The organism is Nitrospirillum amazonense (assembly GCF_029594735.1).
GTDB classification, from domain to species: domain Bacteria; phylum Pseudomonadota; class Alphaproteobacteria; order Azospirillales; family Azospirillaceae; genus Nitrospirillum; species Nitrospirillum amazonense.
In genome coordinates this window covers 766,716-784,530 of sequence record NZ_JARPAF010000001.1, presented here as the reverse complement: position 1 = coordinate 784,530, position 17,815 = coordinate 766,716, and the positions used below count along the sequence as shown (strand labels likewise).

The window sequence follows — 17,815 nt, the reverse complement described above, 5'->3', positions numbered from 1 at the left end:
GCCCTTGTGCCGGCGGCTGGGCCGAATAATCCGTCGGTAGCAGAATGGGGCGATCCGGACTGGACGGAGCCAGGTCCAGCCTGTCCGTGGCACAGGCGGAAGCAAGAATGGGACAGAGTAGAAGGGCAGTGCGGAGGTACAGCACGGCTGTCAACTCCTGGCGTCGGTTGCGAGGGCGATTTGCTGCAGGAGCAATTTGCGGGCTTGTAGGGCGATGCGATCATCCGCTGGGGTCACCGCGAGCAAGCCGTCGAGATCCGCAGCTGCCTGGTGTGGCGGTGGCTGGACAGAGGCGCCACCCGCAACCCGGTCGGCGCTGGCGATTAGCCAATCCGCGGCGGCGGCATCGGCTGGTGCGGCAGCGGGACTTGCGGCCTGATCGGCAATGGTGAAGGTCGCCGCGGCGATCCGGTCGAGCGAGCCGAGGGTCAACACTTCATGCTTCTGGAGCGCACGCTCCGGAAGCGCCTTCAGTTCAAACAAGGCAAGGCCGGTGAAGCGGTGGGCGGCCCCCAGCGCCCGCAGCGCGGCCAGCCGGGTACCTGGCGTACCGGAACTCAACAGTCGGGCCAAGGCGCGCAAGGCCTCGGCTATAGAGCTTCGGACCCGGTCCGTGGCACTGACCGGCCACAACAGGCTGAAAACGAGGGACATCACCACGTTGCCAAGCAGAATGCCGGCGATGCGATCGCGCGGAATCGTGAGATCGGTTGACGGGGCATAGCCCTGCAGCACGGTGAGGAAAAAGGCGAAGGCCAGCTGCATGCCGGCGTAGGAAAGCCTGTCGCTGCTGGTTGAGATCCAGGCCCCCAGCGCGGAGCCACCCAGAATGAGCAGCGACAGCTGACCGATGTCGGTCATATGAGGCAGGATGAACACCACGCACATCCCACCCAGCAGCCCACCCAGAATTGCTCCGCTGAGGCGCAGTGTCAGCTTGTGCATGGTTTCGCCCAGGCTTCCGAGGGCCACGAAAAAGCAGGTGGTGATCGCCGTATCGATGCCGGGCCAATCCACCAAATTATAAGCGACGTAGCAGACCATGGCGGCCAGGGTGGTCTTAAGGGCAAAGCGCCCATGCGACGGGTTGGTGAAGGCATCGCCTACAAAAAGGGGCTTCCGTTGCCTCGGTGCGGCCGCATTTATTGAGCCGCGCTGAGACAGGCCGTCCCGCAGCCGCATCATCGCCGTGCGGAACGCGATCACGACCGCGGTCGCTTCAGGCGTCAACTCCAGCGTGGGTATTGCCAGGGCGAGGGGGAAGGGGGCCGGCGGCGCCCCTCCGGATAGGAATGTCGCACAGTCTTCCGCCACTGCCGCCAAGGGCAGTCGGATCGCGGCGGGTGTCTGCCGGGGCAGCAAGGGACAAAGGGCGAGCAGTTCCGCCACAGTCTCGATCAGCATGCTGTCCAGTGCGTCGCGTCCATGCAGGCCGGGGTTCAAAAAGCTGGCCTTGTGGCGCACTTCCATCAGAGTGACCGCTTCCTCCCGTCGTTGTGCCAAGCCCGAGAAATCTCCGCATCGGAGCGCGTCCGCCAAGGCCGTGAGCAAGTCGTGGGCGGAACGCCGCGCCAGGCGCGCAGGATCCACCCCGATCAGCAGATTGACCAGGATGGTCGCCACGACCGGGATCATCACCACGACCCACAACCAGAGCACCGTATGGGTCAATGCTTCGAGGTTAGGGATTTCGTCGATCAGGGTCTGGGACAGGACGAGCACGAAGCTCGCCAGGAACATCACCGGACCCAGCGTCATGACCCGCGCCAGATACATGCCTACAAAGGTGCTCAACGCCATCAGCGGAATGCGAAGTGCCGGCTCCGACGCGTCGAAGACATAAAACAGCAGCGACAGCCCGACGGCGATGGTGAACGCGAGCGCCGCCACCAAGCCGACCATCACCGTGCTTGCCGCCTCACCACCACTGACCAGGAACACCGCGTAAGCCATGTAGGGCGTCAGCGGCACCTGGAAGATCTGGCCGATGATCACGACGACCGTACAGGTGACGGCGATACGGCAGACCTGGCCTAACCTTCCTGGCCGCGGTGCCAGCTCGGCCCGGAGGAAGGCCAGCAGGGATGGTTCATCAGCGGCGGGCATGCCGCACCATGACGGTCGCCGTCCCCCCGATGCGCATGAACGATTCCGGCGGTTCGGTCAGGCGAATGCGAACAGGGAAACGCTGCGCCACCACCACCCAGCTGAGGGTTCGACCCACCGTCGGCAGGGATGGGCCACCGCCGTCTTCGGGCCGGACGCCCCAGCCGATGCTGTCCACCTTGCCTTGCAGGGGATGGCCATTGTCCATCATCATCCAGATCGTGGCGTCGTCGCCGGCAGCGACGGCGGATAGCTCGGTCTCGCGGAAATTGGCTACTGCATACCATTCATCCGCCTTGACCAGGGTGAACAGCGGATGGCCGGCGACCGCGTAGGCGCCATCGGCAATATCCAGCCCCACCACCACCCCGTCGAACGGGGCCACCACCGTCGACAGCCTCAGGTCGCGTTCCGCCAGGGCTACACTGGCCTCAGCGCCGGCGAGTTGTGCTTCGAGACTGTCGGTATCGCCCACCATCTGACGAGCCTGCTGGGCCTGCTGGGTGGCGGCGGTCAGCGCTGCCGCGGCCGTCTGCACATTGGTGCGGGCCTCATCCACTTGCTGCGCGGTGACATAGCCCTTGCCGAGCAGCGGGGAAAGCCGGTCAAGCGTGTCCTGCGCCAATTTGTATTGGGTTCGGGCGCGGCCCACCTGGGTGGCGGCGGCATCGGCGCCGGATGACTGGCCTGCCACCTGCCGCCCCGTGAGCGCGATCTGCGCCTTGAGCGCCGCCACCTGCGCACGCGCCTGGCGGAGCCTCAGCTCGAACGGCTCCGGGTCGATCACCACGAGAGCCTGTCCCTTCGTAACGCGTTGGTTATCGCGCACCTTAAGGTTGATGATACGTCCGCTGACTTCAGGGGCCAGCCCCGCGCTGTCGGCGTACAGGAACGCGTCGTGGGTGCGTGGCCGGCTGTCGATGCGCACCAGGACGGTCGCCCCCAATCCAATGGCCAGCAGCACCACGACTGCCGCGAAGACCTTTCCCAACAGCCGTTTGATGGCGCTGGGTGCCGGCATTTCGGCTTCTAGTCCTGCCATAGCAGCCACACCGCGAAGGAGACGGCTACCGCCAGGATCAGATGGACGAGCAGGGCGGCTGGCACTGCGCGCGCCATCCCGACCGCGGAAAGAATGAGCCGGATGGCCACGGAGGCGACGGCCCCGATCAGGAAGCAAATCATCCAGGACGGGAAGAACGAGCCCAGAATGCTTTGGGTTGGGGCAGTGTTGCAACTGGACAGGCAACCCGTCAGGAGCAAGGCGCCGGCGGGAACGAGCCAGCGGTCCGGGGCGGTACGGGAATGGGGCATCGTGGGAACCGGAGGCGAGGTGAATATCCGGTCTAAAAGCTATTCGGTGTGATTTCCCCGGGATTGCATCCCGTTGCGCCGACTTGGAAATCCTTGCTTGCGTGTGCCAAGGGCATGCGCCGACGCCAGCAACAATAACTCTCAAAGCATGGCATTGGGCTGCAATCCATTTGGGCACGATGCCGCCAGCATGCGGCCGGCGCACCATCAGGGGATTTGCGATGACCGATACAGAACGCTGGCGTGAGGTTTTCGACGGCGGGTCGATTGAGGCGGAACAGGAAAGCTTTCAGCGCTTCGCTGAAGTCTTCCAATCAATCCAGGAGGCGACCCGGCGAAAGGCCGGATGGAGCCATCCCCAAAGGACGCTCCATGCGAAGCAAACCGCCGGGATCGAGGACGCCCGCCTGCTGATCGATGACGACGCGCCCGCCCGTTTCTGCCAGGGCTATGTCCAGGCGGGCAGAGAATTCGGGGCGACCGTTCGCTTCTCCAACGCCAGCGCGGCACACCTGCCTGACGCAGCGCCGGATCTCAGGGGGGTGGCGCTTCGTGTCGCGATCCCTGGCGGCGGCTTCCACGATCTGCTCATGACGAGCTTCCCCGTGTCGCATGCCCGTAACGCGCGCCAGTTCGTCGAGTTCGCCATGATCGCCTCAAGCGGCGACAGGGCGACTTTGCCGGCGCGTCTGGTCGAGCATTTCGGGGCTGCTGAAACGAGGCGAATGCTGGAAAACATCCAGCAAGGCGCCCGCAAATCACCGGGGCTCGCCCGCGAACGGTTCTGGAGCCGCGGCGCCTATCTTTGGGGGGAGGCGGGCCCGGTTCGCTTCAACCTGCGGCCCTGGTCCGACGCCACAGCCGCGCCCGGTGAAGAGGGGCCCGACGATCTCAATGCCGATTTCTCGGCGCGCCTGACCCAGGGCCCAGTGACCTTTAAATTGGCGCTGCAATCCTTCGTCGATGAAGAACGCACCCCAATAGAAGACGGCGCCGTCGAATGGCGTGAAGCCGTCACTCCGTCCGTCGACATTGCCACCCTCGTGATTCCCGGACGCCCAAGCATTGATGCGGAGGCGGCCGCCAGGGTGGACGGCCTGGCCTTTAATCCTTGGAACGCGCCCGAAGGATTCCGGCCGCTTGGAAATCTTAATCGTGCCCGCGGTGCGGTCTACAGCGCCAGCGCCGCACTGTGGCGCAAGTGACTTCTTTTGCAGAGGAGTATTCCCGGAATGAGCAAAAAAGTAGCCCAGATCATCGTCGAAACCCTGGAGCAGGCTGGCGTCAAGAATTGCTATGGTGTCGTCGGCGATACTCTCAATCTGATCGCGCACAATATCTCCACCAGCTCGATCAGTTGGATTCACATGCGCCATGAGGAGGCCGGTGCCTTCGCGGCGCAGGGCGAAGCGCTGGTGACCGGCAGGCTCACCGCCATCGCTGGCAGCTGCGGCCCCGGCAGCCTCCACTTTATCAACGGGGTGGTGGAGGCCAACCGCAACCGGGCCCCGCTCATCGTCATCGCCACCCAGGTCGTCCGCGACGAGTTGGGGTTCGACTTTCCTCAGGAAGTCGACTTCAAGGCCATTTACGGCAGTTGCAGCGTATATTGTGACATGATTCTCACGCCCAACCAGGCCAGGCGCAAGACCGTCATGGCCTGTCAGGCCGCCTTGGCCAAGCGGGGCGTCGCAGTCTTGATCGTGCCGGTCGATATCTCGCATTCCGATGCGCATGACGATGTGCCCTATGCCGTCCATACCAGCGATCCGCTGGTCCGCCCGATCGACGCCGATCTTGATCGTGCCGCCGCCTTCCTCAATGCCGGGCGGAAGGTGGCGATCTACGGTGGGTCGGGTTGCCGTGATGCGCATGATGCGATCGTCCGCCTCGCCGGAATTCTCAAGGCGCCGATCGCTCATACGTCGCGGGGCAAGGACGCGCTGGCTTACGACAATCCCTACAACGTCGGCATGACGGGAATCATTGGGACTGAAGCGGGCTATCAGGCTCTTCATGACTGCGACACGCTACTGCTGCTGGGGGCGGATTTCGCCTGGCGCCAATTTTACCCCAAGCATGCGCGCATCGTTCAAATCGACCTTGATCCGACGCATCTCGGCCGCCGTCATCCTATTGCCCTCGGCTTGACCGGCGACATCAAGGCAACCGTCGAGGCGCTAATTCCCAGGGTCCAGGAGAAGACGGACACGCATTTCCTCGATCGCCTGGTGAAGCGTTACCATGAGGTGATCGCGTCACACGTGGCCAAGGCGGCGCCTAAGCGGCGTGACAGTATTTCGGGCATTCATCTCACGGAAGTCATCGACCGCATGGCGGCCGAAGACGCGCTCGTAACCGGTGACGACGGCACGCCGACCGTCTGGATGCACCGCTATTTTACCGCAACGGCACAGCGCCGCTTCTTTGGAAGTCTGCTGCACGGCACGATGGCATCGGCGATGCCCACCGCCCTGGGCTTGCAGAAGGCGGCGCCCGACCGGCAGGTCATAGCCCTGTCCGGAGATGGCGGGATCGCCATGCTGTTCGGCGATTTGCTGACGGCGGTCCAGGAAAAACTGCCAATCAAGATCGCCGTCTACGATAACGGCAAGCTAGGCTTCATTGACATTGAGCAGAAGTCGGAAGGCCTGCTGCCGCTTTATACCCACCTGCACAACCCGGATTTCGGGAAGGTGGCCGAGGCGATGGGATTGTGGGGACGAACCGTTTCCCGCGCCGATGAGCTGGAGGAGGCGGTCGGTTCATGGCTCGCCCATCCCGGACCCGCATTGCTCAACGTCAAGGTGGAAAGCATGACGTTGGTGATGCCGCCGGTCATCGAGTTCGGTCCGGCATATGGCATGGCGCTCTATTCCGCCCGGGCCATTCTGGATGGGCAGAGCCAGGACGTCATTGAGATGATCCAGGAGAACTTTCTCTGATTTTTGGGTGATCGACGTGCGCTTTCATTGAAAGCGCACGTCAAAAATCTCAACGTCTAACAGGGAATTCGTGCCAAGGCGTCCATCCGCTTCGATGGCGCGGGCCCGCCGAAGGGTGGCAATGAGAATTCCATTGAAAGAGGCATGGGCCGATAGAATGTCCGCCAGAACACCGGGGTGGACATGCCGCATCTGATAGTCGCAGCGGTGGGCAATTCCATCGTCGGCGATCAGCAGCCGTCGATGGGGGCACAATGGATCGGCGCGATGAGGCAAGTGAATATCCAATTGCCCCACGCCGGTGGCGACGGTTCTCGCGCCAGGGAGAAGCCCGGCGAAAGGGCCGGCGATGGCGTTCCATAAAACGTTTCCAATAAGGAACAACCTCTCGATCTCGTCGAGGGGGCGACCGTTGGCACTTCCTGCCAGAGTGGCGTCCGGGTAGTCCACGCCAGTGATCAAAGCGTCCCTCCTGCTCCGGATCTCGAGCCGGTTGGGGCGGTATAGGAAATAGCGGTCCGCGTCGGTAGAGCCGAATAATTTCAGGCTTGGACTGCGGGGGTCTCCTTCAATGGCGAATTCCCGCGACAACGGACGGCCACCGGAGGGGGACGCAGAGCCGGGCCCCAATAATGGGCCGCCGATCGAGACATGGGCGGAAAAGGCTGTCAGTCGGTTCCAACGTCCTTTACCCCCGTAGGATCGGAAGACGTCTGAAGCGAGAGGCATGATTGATTCCCGGACTATGACGTCGCGGCGAGTCTAAGTCCTGGAAAATCTCTCTTCTTGAAACTCAGTGCGTCAATTTGCACCACTTTGCTTAATCGGACTTACAAATTCGCAATAATTTCTCGCAACGCCAAACAAGCGTTTGCGAGAGCGAACAATGCATCATCCCGACGTAATTCCGACGGGACTGGAAAGATGACTCAGCTGACCGCCGCCGTTGTTCCCGCTACGCCACTGAACGGGCTCGGGGAAGAGGCCCTTGTTCATAGCTTGCTTGAGCTGTTGGAGCGTGCCGAAGGCGACGTGGATTGGGACCCGGAATCCGCCAAGCGCGCGATTAACAGGGCGTCTGATATTCTAAAAGTTGAACTGGAAAGAACCTCCGTCATGCATGGCATGGATGGCGGCGGGCTTGCGCCTTGGCAGGTCCGCCGGGTCACCGCTTACATGGAGGAGCATCTGTCGGAACATATCTCCGTCAAGAAGCTCGGTGAGGTCGCTCGCAGAAGTGCGTCGCACTTCTGCAGGGCATTCAAGCGTACGATGGGCGAGACGCCGTATAGCTTCATTACACGGCGGCGCTTGGCGCTGGCCCAGCGGATGATGTTGACCAGCGATGCGCCGCTCAGCGAGATCGCCGTTGCTTGCGGATTTTCCGACCAGTCTCACTTCACCAACCGCTTTCGCGGAGCGACAGGACAGAGTCCGGCGGCTTGGCGGCGTGAACGCCGTGAGCGCGCGGGCCGATTCAGAGAGCGCCCCCCAATCGCGTCGCGCCCCCAAGGGCCCCCTCAAGGGCCCCCTCAAGGGCCAACGCCTGACCAGCCTGATATCCCTGGGGACGTAGCGACATCGGAAGCGGCTGGGTCGATCTGCCGCCCGACGTAAGCAGATGCTCCGGCGCCAGCCGGCGCCGGTGGTCTGGTTCGATGTCGGCCACACGACCGGCCGTGATCACCGTCATGGGGGCCGGCCAGCGCTTTCGAATTTGCATTCACGGCGGAACTGAAATCCGCGGCGGTGGTTTCAGCCCTGGATGACTGGGCCTTGCCGTCCATCATCGTGTCTGCGGTTTATCCCCCGGGGCGTATGCCCAGCGGCAAGGCAAGGGCCTTTGTCACCTTCGTGGACAACTACCTGCGGGAAGGGTGGCACGTGAGGCGACACCTTTGCGGTGAGCTGTGGAGCAGTGACGTGTTTGCGGTTGGGCGGTGGCGGAGGGGACGATATGCGACATCATGGAAACGCCGACGTCAGCCGGCGTGGATTGCTGCTGGGGGCGGCGGCGTCCGCCGCCTTGACGGCGACGCCGCGGCACGGCCAGGCTATGCCGGCTGACGGCGATGCGCCGCCGGCCCCCCATCCCGGTCCGGCGCCCGTCATGAATCCTGTAATGAATCGCGTGTCCCTTACCGTGAACGGCACGGCGCAGACGCTGGAGGTGGACACCCGCACCACCCTGCTCGACGCGCTACGGGAGCATCTGCACCTGACCGGCACCAAGAAAGGGTGCGACCATGGCCAATGCGGCGCTTGTACCGTCATCGTCGATGGCCGGCGCATCAATTCCTGCCTGACCCTGGCCATCATGCATGAGGGCGGCAGCGTCACGACGGTGGAAGGGCTGGGCACGCCGGCCAGGCTGCACCCCATGCAGGCCGCTTTCGTGAAGCATGACGGGTATCAGTGCGGTTACTGCACGCCGGGCCAAATCTGCTCCGCCGTCGCCGTGCTGGATGAGATCAAGGCCGGCATTCCAAGTCACGTCACCGCCAGCCTGACGGACGCCCCCCAGCCCACCCATGCCGAGATGCGGGAACGCATGAGCGGCAACATCTGCCGTTGCGGCGCCTATTCCAACATTCTGGACGCCATGACCGACGTGGCGGGCCAAAGGACGGCGGGCCAACAGAACGGGAGGGATCCGGCATGAAGCCCTTCACCTATGAGCGCGCCACGTCCCCGGCCGATGCCGCGGCCAAGGCGGCCAGCATACCGGGCGCCCGCTTCATCGCCGGCGGCACCAATCTTCTGGACCTGATGAAGCTGCAGATCGAGACGCCGGCCCATCTGATCGACTTGAACGGCCTGGGCCTGGACAAGATCGAGGATACGCCGGACGGCGGCCTGCGCATCGGGGCCCTGGTGCGCAACACCGACCTGGCTGCCGACATGCGGGTGCGCCGGCACTATGGCGTGCTAAGCCGGGCCCTGGTGGCCGGCGCCTCGGGCCAATTGCGCAACGTCGCCACCACCGCCGGCAACCTGCTGCAACGGACCCGCTGCCCCTACTTCTATGACCCCAACCAGCCCTGCAACAAGCGCCAGCCCGGCAGCGGCTGTTCCGCCATCGGCGGTGTCAGCCGCCAACTGGGGATCGTCGGCACCAGCGAGGCTTGCATCGCCACCCACCCCAGCGACATGGCCGTGGCCATGCGGGTGCTGGACGCGACCGTGGAAACTGTGCGGCCCGGCGGTGCTTTCCGCGCAATCCCCATTGCGGACTTGCACCGCTTGCCCGGCGATACGCCGCATGTGGAAACGACGCTGGAGCAAGGGGAACTGATCACGGCCGTGACCTTGCCCAAGCCGGTGGGCGGCGTGCAGCTGTATCACAAGGTGCGCGACCGCGCCTCCTACGCCTTCGCGCTGGTTTCCGTCGCCGCCATCATGCAGCCCGGTGACACCAACGGGATCGCATGGGGCCGGGTGGCGCTGGGCGGCGTGGCGCCCAAGCCCTGGCGGGTGGAGGCGGCGGAGGCGCACATGAAGCAAGGCGCCAAGGCGGTCACTGCCGGCCTGCTGGCCGATGCGCGTCCGACGGCCGACAACCGGTTCAAGATCAAGTTGGCCGAGCGCACGTTAGCCGCCGTCCTGACCGAGGCGAGGGGGTGAGGCCATGAAGTTCGACACACCCGCCGCCACCAACCCCATCGACCAGCTGAAGGTGGTGGGGAAGGCCACCGACCGCATCGACGGGCCGCTGAAGACAACCGGCACGGCCCCCTATGCCTATGAGCGGCATGACGTGGTGGCCAACCAGGCCTACGGGTTCATCCTGGGATCCGCCATCGCCAAGGGCCGCATCAGCCGCATGGACGTCGCCGCTGCCAAGGCCGCCCCCGGCGTCATTGCCGTCGTGACGGCGGAAAACGCGGGCGCGCTGGGCAAGGGCAAGTGGAATACCGCCGCCCTCCTGGGCGGGCCGGAAATCCAGCACTACCACCAGGCGGTGGCCCTGGTGGTGGCCGAGACGTTCGAGCAGGCGCGCGACGCCGCCAGCCTGATCAAGGTGGACTATCAGGCGGAGGCCGGGGCCTATGACCTGGCGGCCGCCCGGAGTGGCGCGACGGTGGCCAAGGGCGAACCGGACAGCACGGTGGGCGATTTCAACGGCGCCTACGCCGCGGCGCCGGTGCAGCTGGACGCCACGTACACGACGCCCGATCAAGGCCACGCGATGATGGAGCCGCACGCCACCATCGCTGCCTGGAATGGCGACAAGCTGACCCTGTGGACCGCCAATCAGATGATCAACTGGGGCGTCAAGGACGTCTCGCAAACCCTTAACATGCCGGAGGAAAATATCCGCCTGATCTCGCCCTACATCGGTGGCGGCTTCGGTGGCAAGCTGTTCGTGCGCAGTGACGCGCTGATGGCGGCCCTGGGCGCGAAGGCGGCGGGCCGGCCGGTGAAGGTGGCGCTGACCCGGCCCCTGATGTTCAACAACACCACCCATCGTCCGGCCACCATCCAGCGTATCCGCATCGGCACCACGCGTGAGGGCAGGATCACCGCCATCGGCCATGAAAGCTGGTCCGGCGATCTGCCCGGTGGCAAGCCGGAGACGGCGGTGCAGCAGACCCGCCTGCTTTACGCCGGGGCCAACCGCCTGACCGCCATGCGTCTGGCCGTGCTGGACCTTCCGGAGGGCAACGCCATGCGGGCCCCGGGGGAGGCTCCGGGCTTGATGGCCCTGGAGATCGCCATGGATGAAATGGCGGAAAAGCTGGGTATGGATCCCATCCAGTTCCGCATCCTGAACGACACGCAAGAGGATCCGGAAAAGCCAGGCCGCCCCTACTCGCAACGCCAGCTGGCGGAATGCCTGCGCCAGGGGGCGGAGCGCTTCGGCTGGGCCAAGCGCAGCCCAAAGCCCGCCAGCGTGCGCGAGGGCCGCTGGCTGGTGGGCGTGGGCGTGGCGGCGGGCTTCCGCAACAACCTGGTGACCAAATCCGCCGCCCGCGTGCGGCTGGATGGCCAGGGCATGGTGACGGTGGAAACGGACATGACCGACATCGGCACCGGCACCTACACCATCATCGCCCAGACGGCGGCGGAAACCATGGGCGTGCCGCTGGACAGGGTAGCGGTGCGCTTAGGCGACAGCAGCTTCCCCGTCTCCTGTGGCTCCGGCGGGCAGTGGGGCGCCAACAACTCGACGGCGGGCGTCTATGCCGCCTGTATGAAGCTGCGCCAGGCCGTGGCGCGCAAGCTGGGCTTCAACGCCGCCGAGCCACAATTCGCCGACGGCCATGTCTCATCCGGCGGGCACACCGTGCCGCTGGCCCAGGCGGCCAAGGATGGGGAACTGGTGGTGGAAGACCTGATCGAATACGGCGACCTGGACAAGAAGTACCAGCAATCCACCTTCGCCGGCCATTTCGTGGAGGTGGCAGTGGACGGCGCCACGGGTGAGATCCGGCTGCGCCGCATGCTGGCGGTCTGTGCCGCCGGACGCATTCTGAACCCCAAGTCGGCCCGCAGCCAGGTCATCGGTGCCATGACCATGGGGGCGGGGGCGGCCCTGATGGAGGAACTGGCGGTGGACAAGCGCCGGGGCTTCTTCGTCAACCATGACCTGGCGGGATACGAGGTACCGGTGCACGCCGACATCCCGCACCAGGAGGTGGTCTTCCTGGACGAGGTCGATCCCATCTCCTCCCCCATGAAGGCCAAGGGGGTGGGCGAGCTGGGGATCTGCGGCGTGGGGGCGGCGGTGGCCAACGCCGTCTACAACGCCACCGGCGTGCGCGTGCGCGACTATCCCATCACCCTGGACAAGATCCTGGACCATCTGCCGGAAATGACCTGAGGAAAGCGCCCCGTCCACCCCGGGCCTGTTGGGTGGACGACACGGCACCATAATAAGGCTGGGTCAGTGCTTCACCTTGGCGGCGGTCACCTCGATTTCCACCAGGGCGCCGGGCAGCACCAGGGCCGCCACCTTCACCGTGCTGCGTGCCGGCTTGTTGGGCTGGGCCACCGTGCCGAAGTACTGCGTCCAGGCGGCCTGCAGGCCGGCGAAGTCGATGTCGCCGCCCTTATTGGGGTCGCCCGCCAGGAAGACGTGCGCCTGCACCACGTCGCCCATGCCATAGCCCAGGCCTTCCAGCGTGGCCTTCAGCTTGCCCAGCACGCTCAGCGCCTGCGCCTGGGTGTCGCCATAGGCCTGGACGCTCCCCTTGGGGGCATTGGGATCGATGACGGAGGCCAGCGTGCCGCTGAGGTACACCGTCTCCGCCCCGGCGGGCACTGTGACGGCGGCGGCGATGGGGCTGTCGGCGTTGGGGCCTTGCGTGCGGACAATGCCGGTTTCGGCCAAAGCGGGCGTGGCGGCCGGCAGGACCAGGGCGGGCAGCAGGACGGACAGGCGCATCTTCTTGAATCTCCTTCCGAGTGTTGGCTAAGCCGGGTCGGGGCGGGGCCTTGCGACGTCGCAAGGCCCTCTTGACGTTTAGACGGCGGGCTCGTTGCCGAAGGCTGCGACCTCGGCCACCAGGCCAGTCACCGCCAGTCGCACCAGTTGGCCACCCTTTTCCGGCGTGGCCAGCGCGGGATCGGAGCCCATGCGGCCGTCCGGATGCCGGGCGCGGAAGTCCAGCGCCTCCCGGATGGGGCCGGAGCCGGCGATCTTGGGCGTGTACTCGGCCGTCTTGATGGCGTCCGGATACGCCCATTGCGTCACCGCGATTTCCGACGAGGTGGCGTGGCTGCCGTGGCCGGCGGGAAACAGCTGATGCGCCAGGGCGTTGACGCCCGGCAGATCCCACCAGTTGCGCAGCTTTAGGGCGAAGCCGGCGCGGCGCTTGGCGAAGCTGGCCTCGGCATACAATTCGGAGAAGGCGGCCTCGATGGTGGCGACGTTGCCGCCATGGCCGTTCAGGAAATAGATCCGCTCGAAACCGTGCACGGCCAGGGATCGCACCCAGTCGCCGATCGCCGCCATGAAGGTGGAGGGGCGCAGGCTGATGGTGCCGGGGAAGCCTAGATGGTGCTGGGCCATGCCGATGTTGAAGGTGGGCCCCACCAGGATGTCGGCGCCGCCCTTGTGCGCCTCATGCGCGATGATCTCGGGGCATAGCCAGTCCGTGCCCAGCAGGCCAGTGGGGCCGTGCTGCTCGTTGGAGCCGATGGGAATGACAATGGTCTTGGAGCGTTCCAGGTGGCGCTCGGTCTCCGACCAGGTGGACAGGTGCAACAGCATGGGTTCGTTCCTCAAAGCCTTATTGGCCGCCACCATAGGGTGGACCACCGGCAAAGGCATCCCAAAAGCGCCCCGGGGAACCGGGGCACCACCTTGGCGGTTGGCAGGGGATGGGGGATGAACGCCGGGCGTGCTGGAGGGGGCTTGCCGGACGGAACCTGCTTTACGGATTTGCGCCATGCGACGGGCATTCAAGATAATCGGCTGGTCCCTGGGTGTGCTGGTGGTACTGGTGCTGCTGGCCGGAACGGGAGTCTATTTCTTCGTCACGTCCGACTATGTGCGCGCCCAATTGGAAAACCGGGCCGACGCCTTTTCCGGGCGCAAGACCAAGATCGGCAAGATCTCCGTCCATTGGGGCTGGGTCACCCACATCCTGCTGGACGACGTGCAGGTCTCCAACACCGACTGGGGCCAGGCGCCGCACCTGTTCACGGCCAAGCAGATCGAACTGGATATCGAGCTCAAACCCCTGCTGCTGCACCGCGACCTGGTGTTCCCCCAGTTGATCCTGCGCCAGCCGGTGGTGGCGCTGGAAAAGAACGACCAGGAACAATGGAACTGGAGCCCGGCGGAAAGTCCGGTGGCCAGTGGCACCGTGAATCAGCTGAAGCCCGAGAGCCGGGATGAGGTGCCGTTGATCGGCCGGCTGGAGATCGACGACGGCCGCGTCAGCTATCGCGACGCCAAGCGCAAGCTGAACCTGGACGGCACGGTGCAGACGGCCACCGGCCAGGCCCCAGCTGAACCCAAGGCCGAACTGGATCTGAAGGGCAGCATCGAGAACCAGCCCCTGACCGTGCACTTCGTCGGCGGCAGCGTCCTCATGCTGCGCGACACGGACCAGCCTTATCCCGTGGACCTGAAGGTTGATTACGGGGCCACCAAGCTGACGGTGAACGGCACTTTGGAGGATCCCTTCCAATTCACAGGATCCAATGTGCAGGTGGCGCTGTCCGGCCCCAACCTCTCGGACATCTTTCCCCTGCTGGGCATTCCGGGCCCGCCCACGCCGCCGTACCGCATCACTGGCAAGCTGACGCATGAGCCCGGCGTCTGGCGGGTGGTGGACATGGCCTGGCATGCGGGCGACAGCGACCTGGCCGGGGACATCGCCATCGACCACCATGCCAAGCCCTCTTTCCTCACGGCGCATCTCACATCCGACCACCTGGCCTTCGCCGACCTGGCCCCCCTGGTGGGCGCCACGCCCGGCGCCAAGGGCAACCTCTCGGCGGAGCAGAAGAAGACCCAGGCCCAGCTGGAGGCGACGGGGGACCTGTTCCCCAACCTACCGCTGAAAATGGAACGGCTGCGCGCCATGAACATGGATGTCAGCCTGGACGCCCGCCACGTGGTGGCGCCGGACTACCTGCCGGTGCAGACGCTGAACTTCCGTGTGCGCGTCCGGGACGGGCAGGCGATGGTGGACCCGTTGCGCATGAGCGTGGCCGGCGGCACCCTGGCCGGCACCCTGGCGCTGGACGCCCGCACCGACAACCCGCAGGCCCGCGCCAATCTGACCTACCAGGACGTGGACCTGAAGACCTTCTTCCGCGGGTCGGACTATTTCGACACCACCACGGGCAAGCTGAGGGGGCGCGTGCAACTGGTGGGGAATGGCCATTCCTTGGCAGAGGTCATGGGTTCGGCCACAGGCAACGTCGTCGTCACCATGTCCGGTGGTACCATCAGTTCCCTGATGGTCAGCCTGGCCGGCTTGCAGATCGCCGATGCCCTGGTGCTGTACATCACCGGCGACGACCAGATCCCCATTCGCTGCGCCCTGGGCCGCCTGAATTTCAACCATGGCCAGGTGGCTTTCGACCGCACCCTGATGGACACCCGCAAATCGGTTGTCCACGTCAACGGCGAGGTTCGGTTGAAGACCCAGGAGGTGGATACCGAGGTCACGGCCGACACCAAGAAGTTCGACCTTCTGGACCTGCACGCCCCCGTGGTGGTCAGGGGCAAGATCCGCTCCCCCCGCATCACCATCGGCCGCTTGATCCCCATCCCGCTGCCCGACTTCGGCGGCGCCGACGATGTGGATTGCGACGGCCTGACGCGGCAGCTGTTGGCCGCCGATTAGCCCAGCCTGACCCGCATGACGCAGCCCGGCTGGCCGTCCTCGACGTCCAGGTGGAAGCCGTGCAGTTGCACCACGGCGGCCACCAGGCTGAGACCCAGGCCGTTGCCTGGCGTATGGCGGGCGTCGTCGCCGCGGGTGAAGCGGCGGAACATCATGTTCCGCTGTTCGGGCGTGATGCCGGGCCCGGTGTCGCGGACCATGAGTTCCGGCACCTGTCCCGCCTCTTGCCGCAGGGTCAGGCTGACGGCGCCGCCCGCCCCGCCATACTTGATGGCTGTGAACTTGATGGCGTTGTCCAGCAGGTTGCCCAGCGCCTCGAACAGCAGGTCGGCGTCGCCGGTGACGGATCCGACCGGGTGGATGTCGGCGGCGAAGGCCAGGCCCTGGGCGGTGGCTAGCGGTTCATACAGCTCGGCGGCGGCGGTGGCCAGCGCCGCGGGGTCGACGGGGGCGAAGGCCGCGCGGCGGCGGCCGTCCTCCACCTCCGCGATGCGCAGCAGGGCGCGGAAGGTCGCCAGGATCTGGTCGGCGTCGCTGATGGCGTCTTCCATGGCGGCGCGATGGGTCTCGACATCGCCGCCCCGGCGCAGGGCACCCTCCAGCCGGGTGCGCAGGCGGGTAAGGGGGGTGCGCAGATCGTGGGCGATGTTGTCGCCCGCCGCCTTCACGTCGCCGATCAGCCCCTCGATCTTGCCCAGCATGGCGTTGACGATGGCGGCCAGCTTGTCGAAGTCGTCGCTGGAACCGCGCGTGGGCAGGCGCTGCGACAGGTCGCCTGCCATGATGGTGGCGCTGGCGCGATGGATGGCCTCGATGCGGCGCAGGGTGCCGAAGCTCAGTGCCAAGCCGCCCGCCAGGGCCAGGCCGACGCTGCCTACCAGGCCGGCCGCCATGGCGCGCAGGATCAATTCGCGCACCTCGTGCACCTCATCGGTGCGCAGGGCCAGCACCAGGACGCCCCCGTCCGGCAGGCGGTGTGCCAGTCCGCGTGCCTTGTGATGGTGCTCCGGCATCGGGCCGGCGCCGTGGGGCAGGGCGTGGACCTTGCCGTCGGCGTCCTTCAATTCCGGCGGCAACGCCGGCAGGTTGCCGGCCAGGACGTGACCGTCGGGCGCCAGCAGCAGGGCCTTCCAATACCCCCGGCCGTCGCTGTCCACCAGGCTGTCGATATGGGCGGATTGCTCCGGCACCGAGGTGCGCAGGAACTCCTCCGTCTCGCGCACTAGGGTGTCGTCCAGCCGGCGGGTCAGGAACACGCCCGTGCGCCAGTAGACGAAGCCCAGCACCAGCAGCACGGCGGTGATCATCAGCACGCCGAACAGCAGGGTCATGCGGAAGGCGGTGGTGCGGGGCAGGTCCGCCAGGCGGAACCGTTCAATCCGGGGCATGCAGGCGCCAGCCCCCGCCGCGCACGGTGCGGATCATCGGGTCCTCGTTATCCCAATCCACCTTGCGGCGCAGGCGGCCGATATGCACGTCGATGACGTTGGTGCCGGGATCGAAGCTGTATTCCCACACCGCCTGGTACAGCATGCTGCGGGTCAAGGTCTGTTCCGCGTTGCGGACGAAATATTCCAGCAAGCGGAACTCGCGCGGTGTCAGGTCCAGGTCCCGCGCCCCGCGCGTGGCCCGCCGGTTCATCAGGTCCATGACCAGGGGGCCCGCCTGCAGCAGGGTGCCGGCCGGCTTGTCCGCCCGGCGGCGGGCCAGGGCCATGACCCGCGCCACCAGCTCGGCCAGGGCGAAGGGCTTGGTGAGATAGTCGTCGCCGCCGGCGCGCAGTCCCCGCACCTTGTCGTCCACGCCATCCAAGGCGCTGACCACCAGCACGGGCGTGGTCACCCCCTCCCGCCGCAGGTCGGCCAGCAAGGTCAGCCCGTCCAGGCCCGGCAGCAGGCGATCCAGGGTGATGGCGTCGTAATGGCCGCTGCGCGCCGCCGCCAGGCCGGCGGGGCCGTCGGCGCGAAGGTCGACGGCATAGCCTTCGGCTTTCAGCGCATCGACGATCTCGCGCGCCGTCCGCTCCTCATCCTCGATCACCAATATCCTGGGCATGGGTGGGCAACTCTGGCAGGGCATTCTCAGGGCATCTCGGCGCACGATAGCGGCCTTGCCGCGGTGGGGCACCAGGGCAGACGCGGC

At 65.7% G+C, this 17,815-nt stretch carries 15 protein-coding genes; 7 read left to right on the top strand and 8 right to left on the bottom strand.

The annotated features are described in order from the left end of the window. Positions 1-150: 150 nt before the first annotated feature. From P5F91_RS03265 to P5F91_RS03255, 3 genes are read right to left on the bottom strand one after another with little or no spacing between them, the layout of a single operon-like run. On the bottom strand, positions 151-2,106 hold the full coding sequence (locus tag P5F91_RS03265) for an FUSC family protein (RefSeq protein WP_277906482.1): 1,956 nt from the start codon (positions 2,104-2,106) through the stop codon (positions 151-153). Continuing rightward, the gene (gene mdtN / locus P5F91_RS03260; RefSeq protein WP_277906481.1) at positions 2,093-3,127 is read right to left on the bottom strand and encodes a multidrug transporter subunit MdtN; all 1,035 of its coding nucleotides are present in this window, start codon (positions 3,125-3,127) and stop codon (positions 2,093-2,095) included. Before mdtN ends, P5F91_RS03265 begins: the two co-directional genes overlap by 14 nt. An 8-nt stretch (positions 3,128-3,135) precedes the next feature. Next, the gene (locus tag P5F91_RS03255) at positions 3,136-3,420 is read right to left on the bottom strand and encodes a YtcA family lipoprotein (protein ID WP_145612474.1); all 285 of its coding nucleotides are present in this window, start codon (positions 3,418-3,420) and stop codon (positions 3,136-3,138) included. 221 nt (positions 3,421-3,641) lie between these two features. On the opposite strand from P5F91_RS03255, the gene P5F91_RS03250 reads away from it, so the two are divergent. Continuing rightward, entirely contained in the window at positions 3,642-4,625 is a 984-nt protein-coding gene (locus tag P5F91_RS03250) for a catalase family protein (protein ID WP_186454878.1), read from the top strand. A 27-nt stretch (positions 4,626-4,652) separates the two neighbouring features. Then, positions 4,653-6,365 carry a thiamine pyrophosphate-dependent enzyme gene (locus tag P5F91_RS03245; protein ID WP_145612476.1) on the top strand — a complete coding sequence of 571 codons (1,713 nt, stop codon included), beginning with the start codon at positions 4,653-4,655 and terminating at the stop codon, positions 6,363-6,365. Between the two features lie 24 nt (positions 6,366-6,389). On the opposite strand, the gene P5F91_RS03240 is transcribed toward P5F91_RS03245, so the two are convergent. Then, entirely contained in the window at positions 6,390-6,827 is a 438-nt protein-coding gene (locus P5F91_RS03240) for a hypothetical protein (protein ID WP_145612477.1), read from the bottom strand. A gap of 462 nt (positions 6,828-7,289) precedes the next feature. On the opposite strand from P5F91_RS03240, the gene P5F91_RS03235 reads away from it, so the two are divergent. From P5F91_RS03235 to paoC, 4 genes are all read left to right on the top strand, one after another. Next, on the top strand, positions 7,290-7,982 hold the full coding sequence (locus P5F91_RS03235; RefSeq protein WP_145619556.1) for a helix-turn-helix domain-containing protein: 693 nt from the start codon (positions 7,290-7,292) through the stop codon (positions 7,980-7,982). Positions 7,983-8,322: 340 nt separating this feature from the next. Then, complete coding sequence (gene paoA, locus P5F91_RS03230) at positions 8,323-9,027, top strand: aldehyde dehydrogenase iron-sulfur subunit PaoA (protein ID WP_145612479.1); 705 nt, start codon at positions 8,323-8,325, stop codon at positions 9,025-9,027. After that, on the top strand, positions 9,024-9,989 hold the full coding sequence (locus tag P5F91_RS03225; RefSeq protein WP_145612480.1) for an FAD binding domain-containing protein: 966 nt from the start codon (positions 9,024-9,026) through the stop codon (positions 9,987-9,989). The genes paoA and P5F91_RS03225 overlap by 4 nt, the downstream gene beginning before the upstream one ends. A 4-nt stretch (positions 9,990-9,993) precedes the next feature. Then, positions 9,994-12,189 (top strand): aldehyde oxidoreductase molybdenum-binding subunit PaoC, encoded by a 2,196-nt coding sequence (gene paoC / locus P5F91_RS03220; RefSeq protein WP_145612481.1) that lies wholly within the window; start codon positions 9,994-9,996, stop codon positions 12,187-12,189. Positions 12,190-12,252: 63 nt separating this feature from the next. Here paoC and P5F91_RS03215 read toward each other — a convergent pair whose 3' ends face one another. Both P5F91_RS03215 and P5F91_RS03210 read right to left on the bottom strand, forming a co-directional pair. Then, on the bottom strand, positions 12,253-12,753 hold the full coding sequence (locus P5F91_RS03215; RefSeq protein ID WP_277906480.1) for a RidA family protein: 501 nt from the start codon (positions 12,751-12,753) through the stop codon (positions 12,253-12,255). Between the two features lie 78 nt (positions 12,754-12,831). Then, the gene (locus P5F91_RS03210; protein ID WP_277906479.1) at positions 12,832-13,581 is read right to left on the bottom strand and encodes a creatininase family protein; all 750 of its coding nucleotides are present in this window, start codon (positions 13,579-13,581) and stop codon (positions 12,832-12,834) included. 178 nt (positions 13,582-13,759) lie between these two features. On the opposite strand from P5F91_RS03210, the gene P5F91_RS03205 reads away from it, so the two are divergent. Further along, entirely contained in the window at positions 13,760-15,673 is a 1,914-nt protein-coding gene (locus tag P5F91_RS03205; protein WP_277906478.1) for an AsmA family protein, read from the top strand. On the opposite strand, the gene P5F91_RS03200 is transcribed toward P5F91_RS03205, so the two are convergent. Both P5F91_RS03200 and P5F91_RS03195 read right to left on the bottom strand, forming a co-directional pair. Further along, positions 15,670-17,061, bottom strand: coding sequence for an ATP-binding protein (locus P5F91_RS03200; protein ID WP_277906477.1), 1,392 nt, complete (start codon positions 17,059-17,061; stop codon positions 15,670-15,672). The genes P5F91_RS03205 and P5F91_RS03200 overlap by 4 nt on opposite strands. Further along, positions 17,048-17,728 (bottom strand): response regulator transcription factor, encoded by a 681-nt coding sequence (locus P5F91_RS03195; protein ID WP_145612486.1) that lies wholly within the window; start codon positions 17,726-17,728, stop codon positions 17,048-17,050. The genes P5F91_RS03200 and P5F91_RS03195 overlap by 14 nt, the downstream gene beginning before the upstream one ends. Positions 17,729-17,815: the final 87 nt, after the last annotated feature.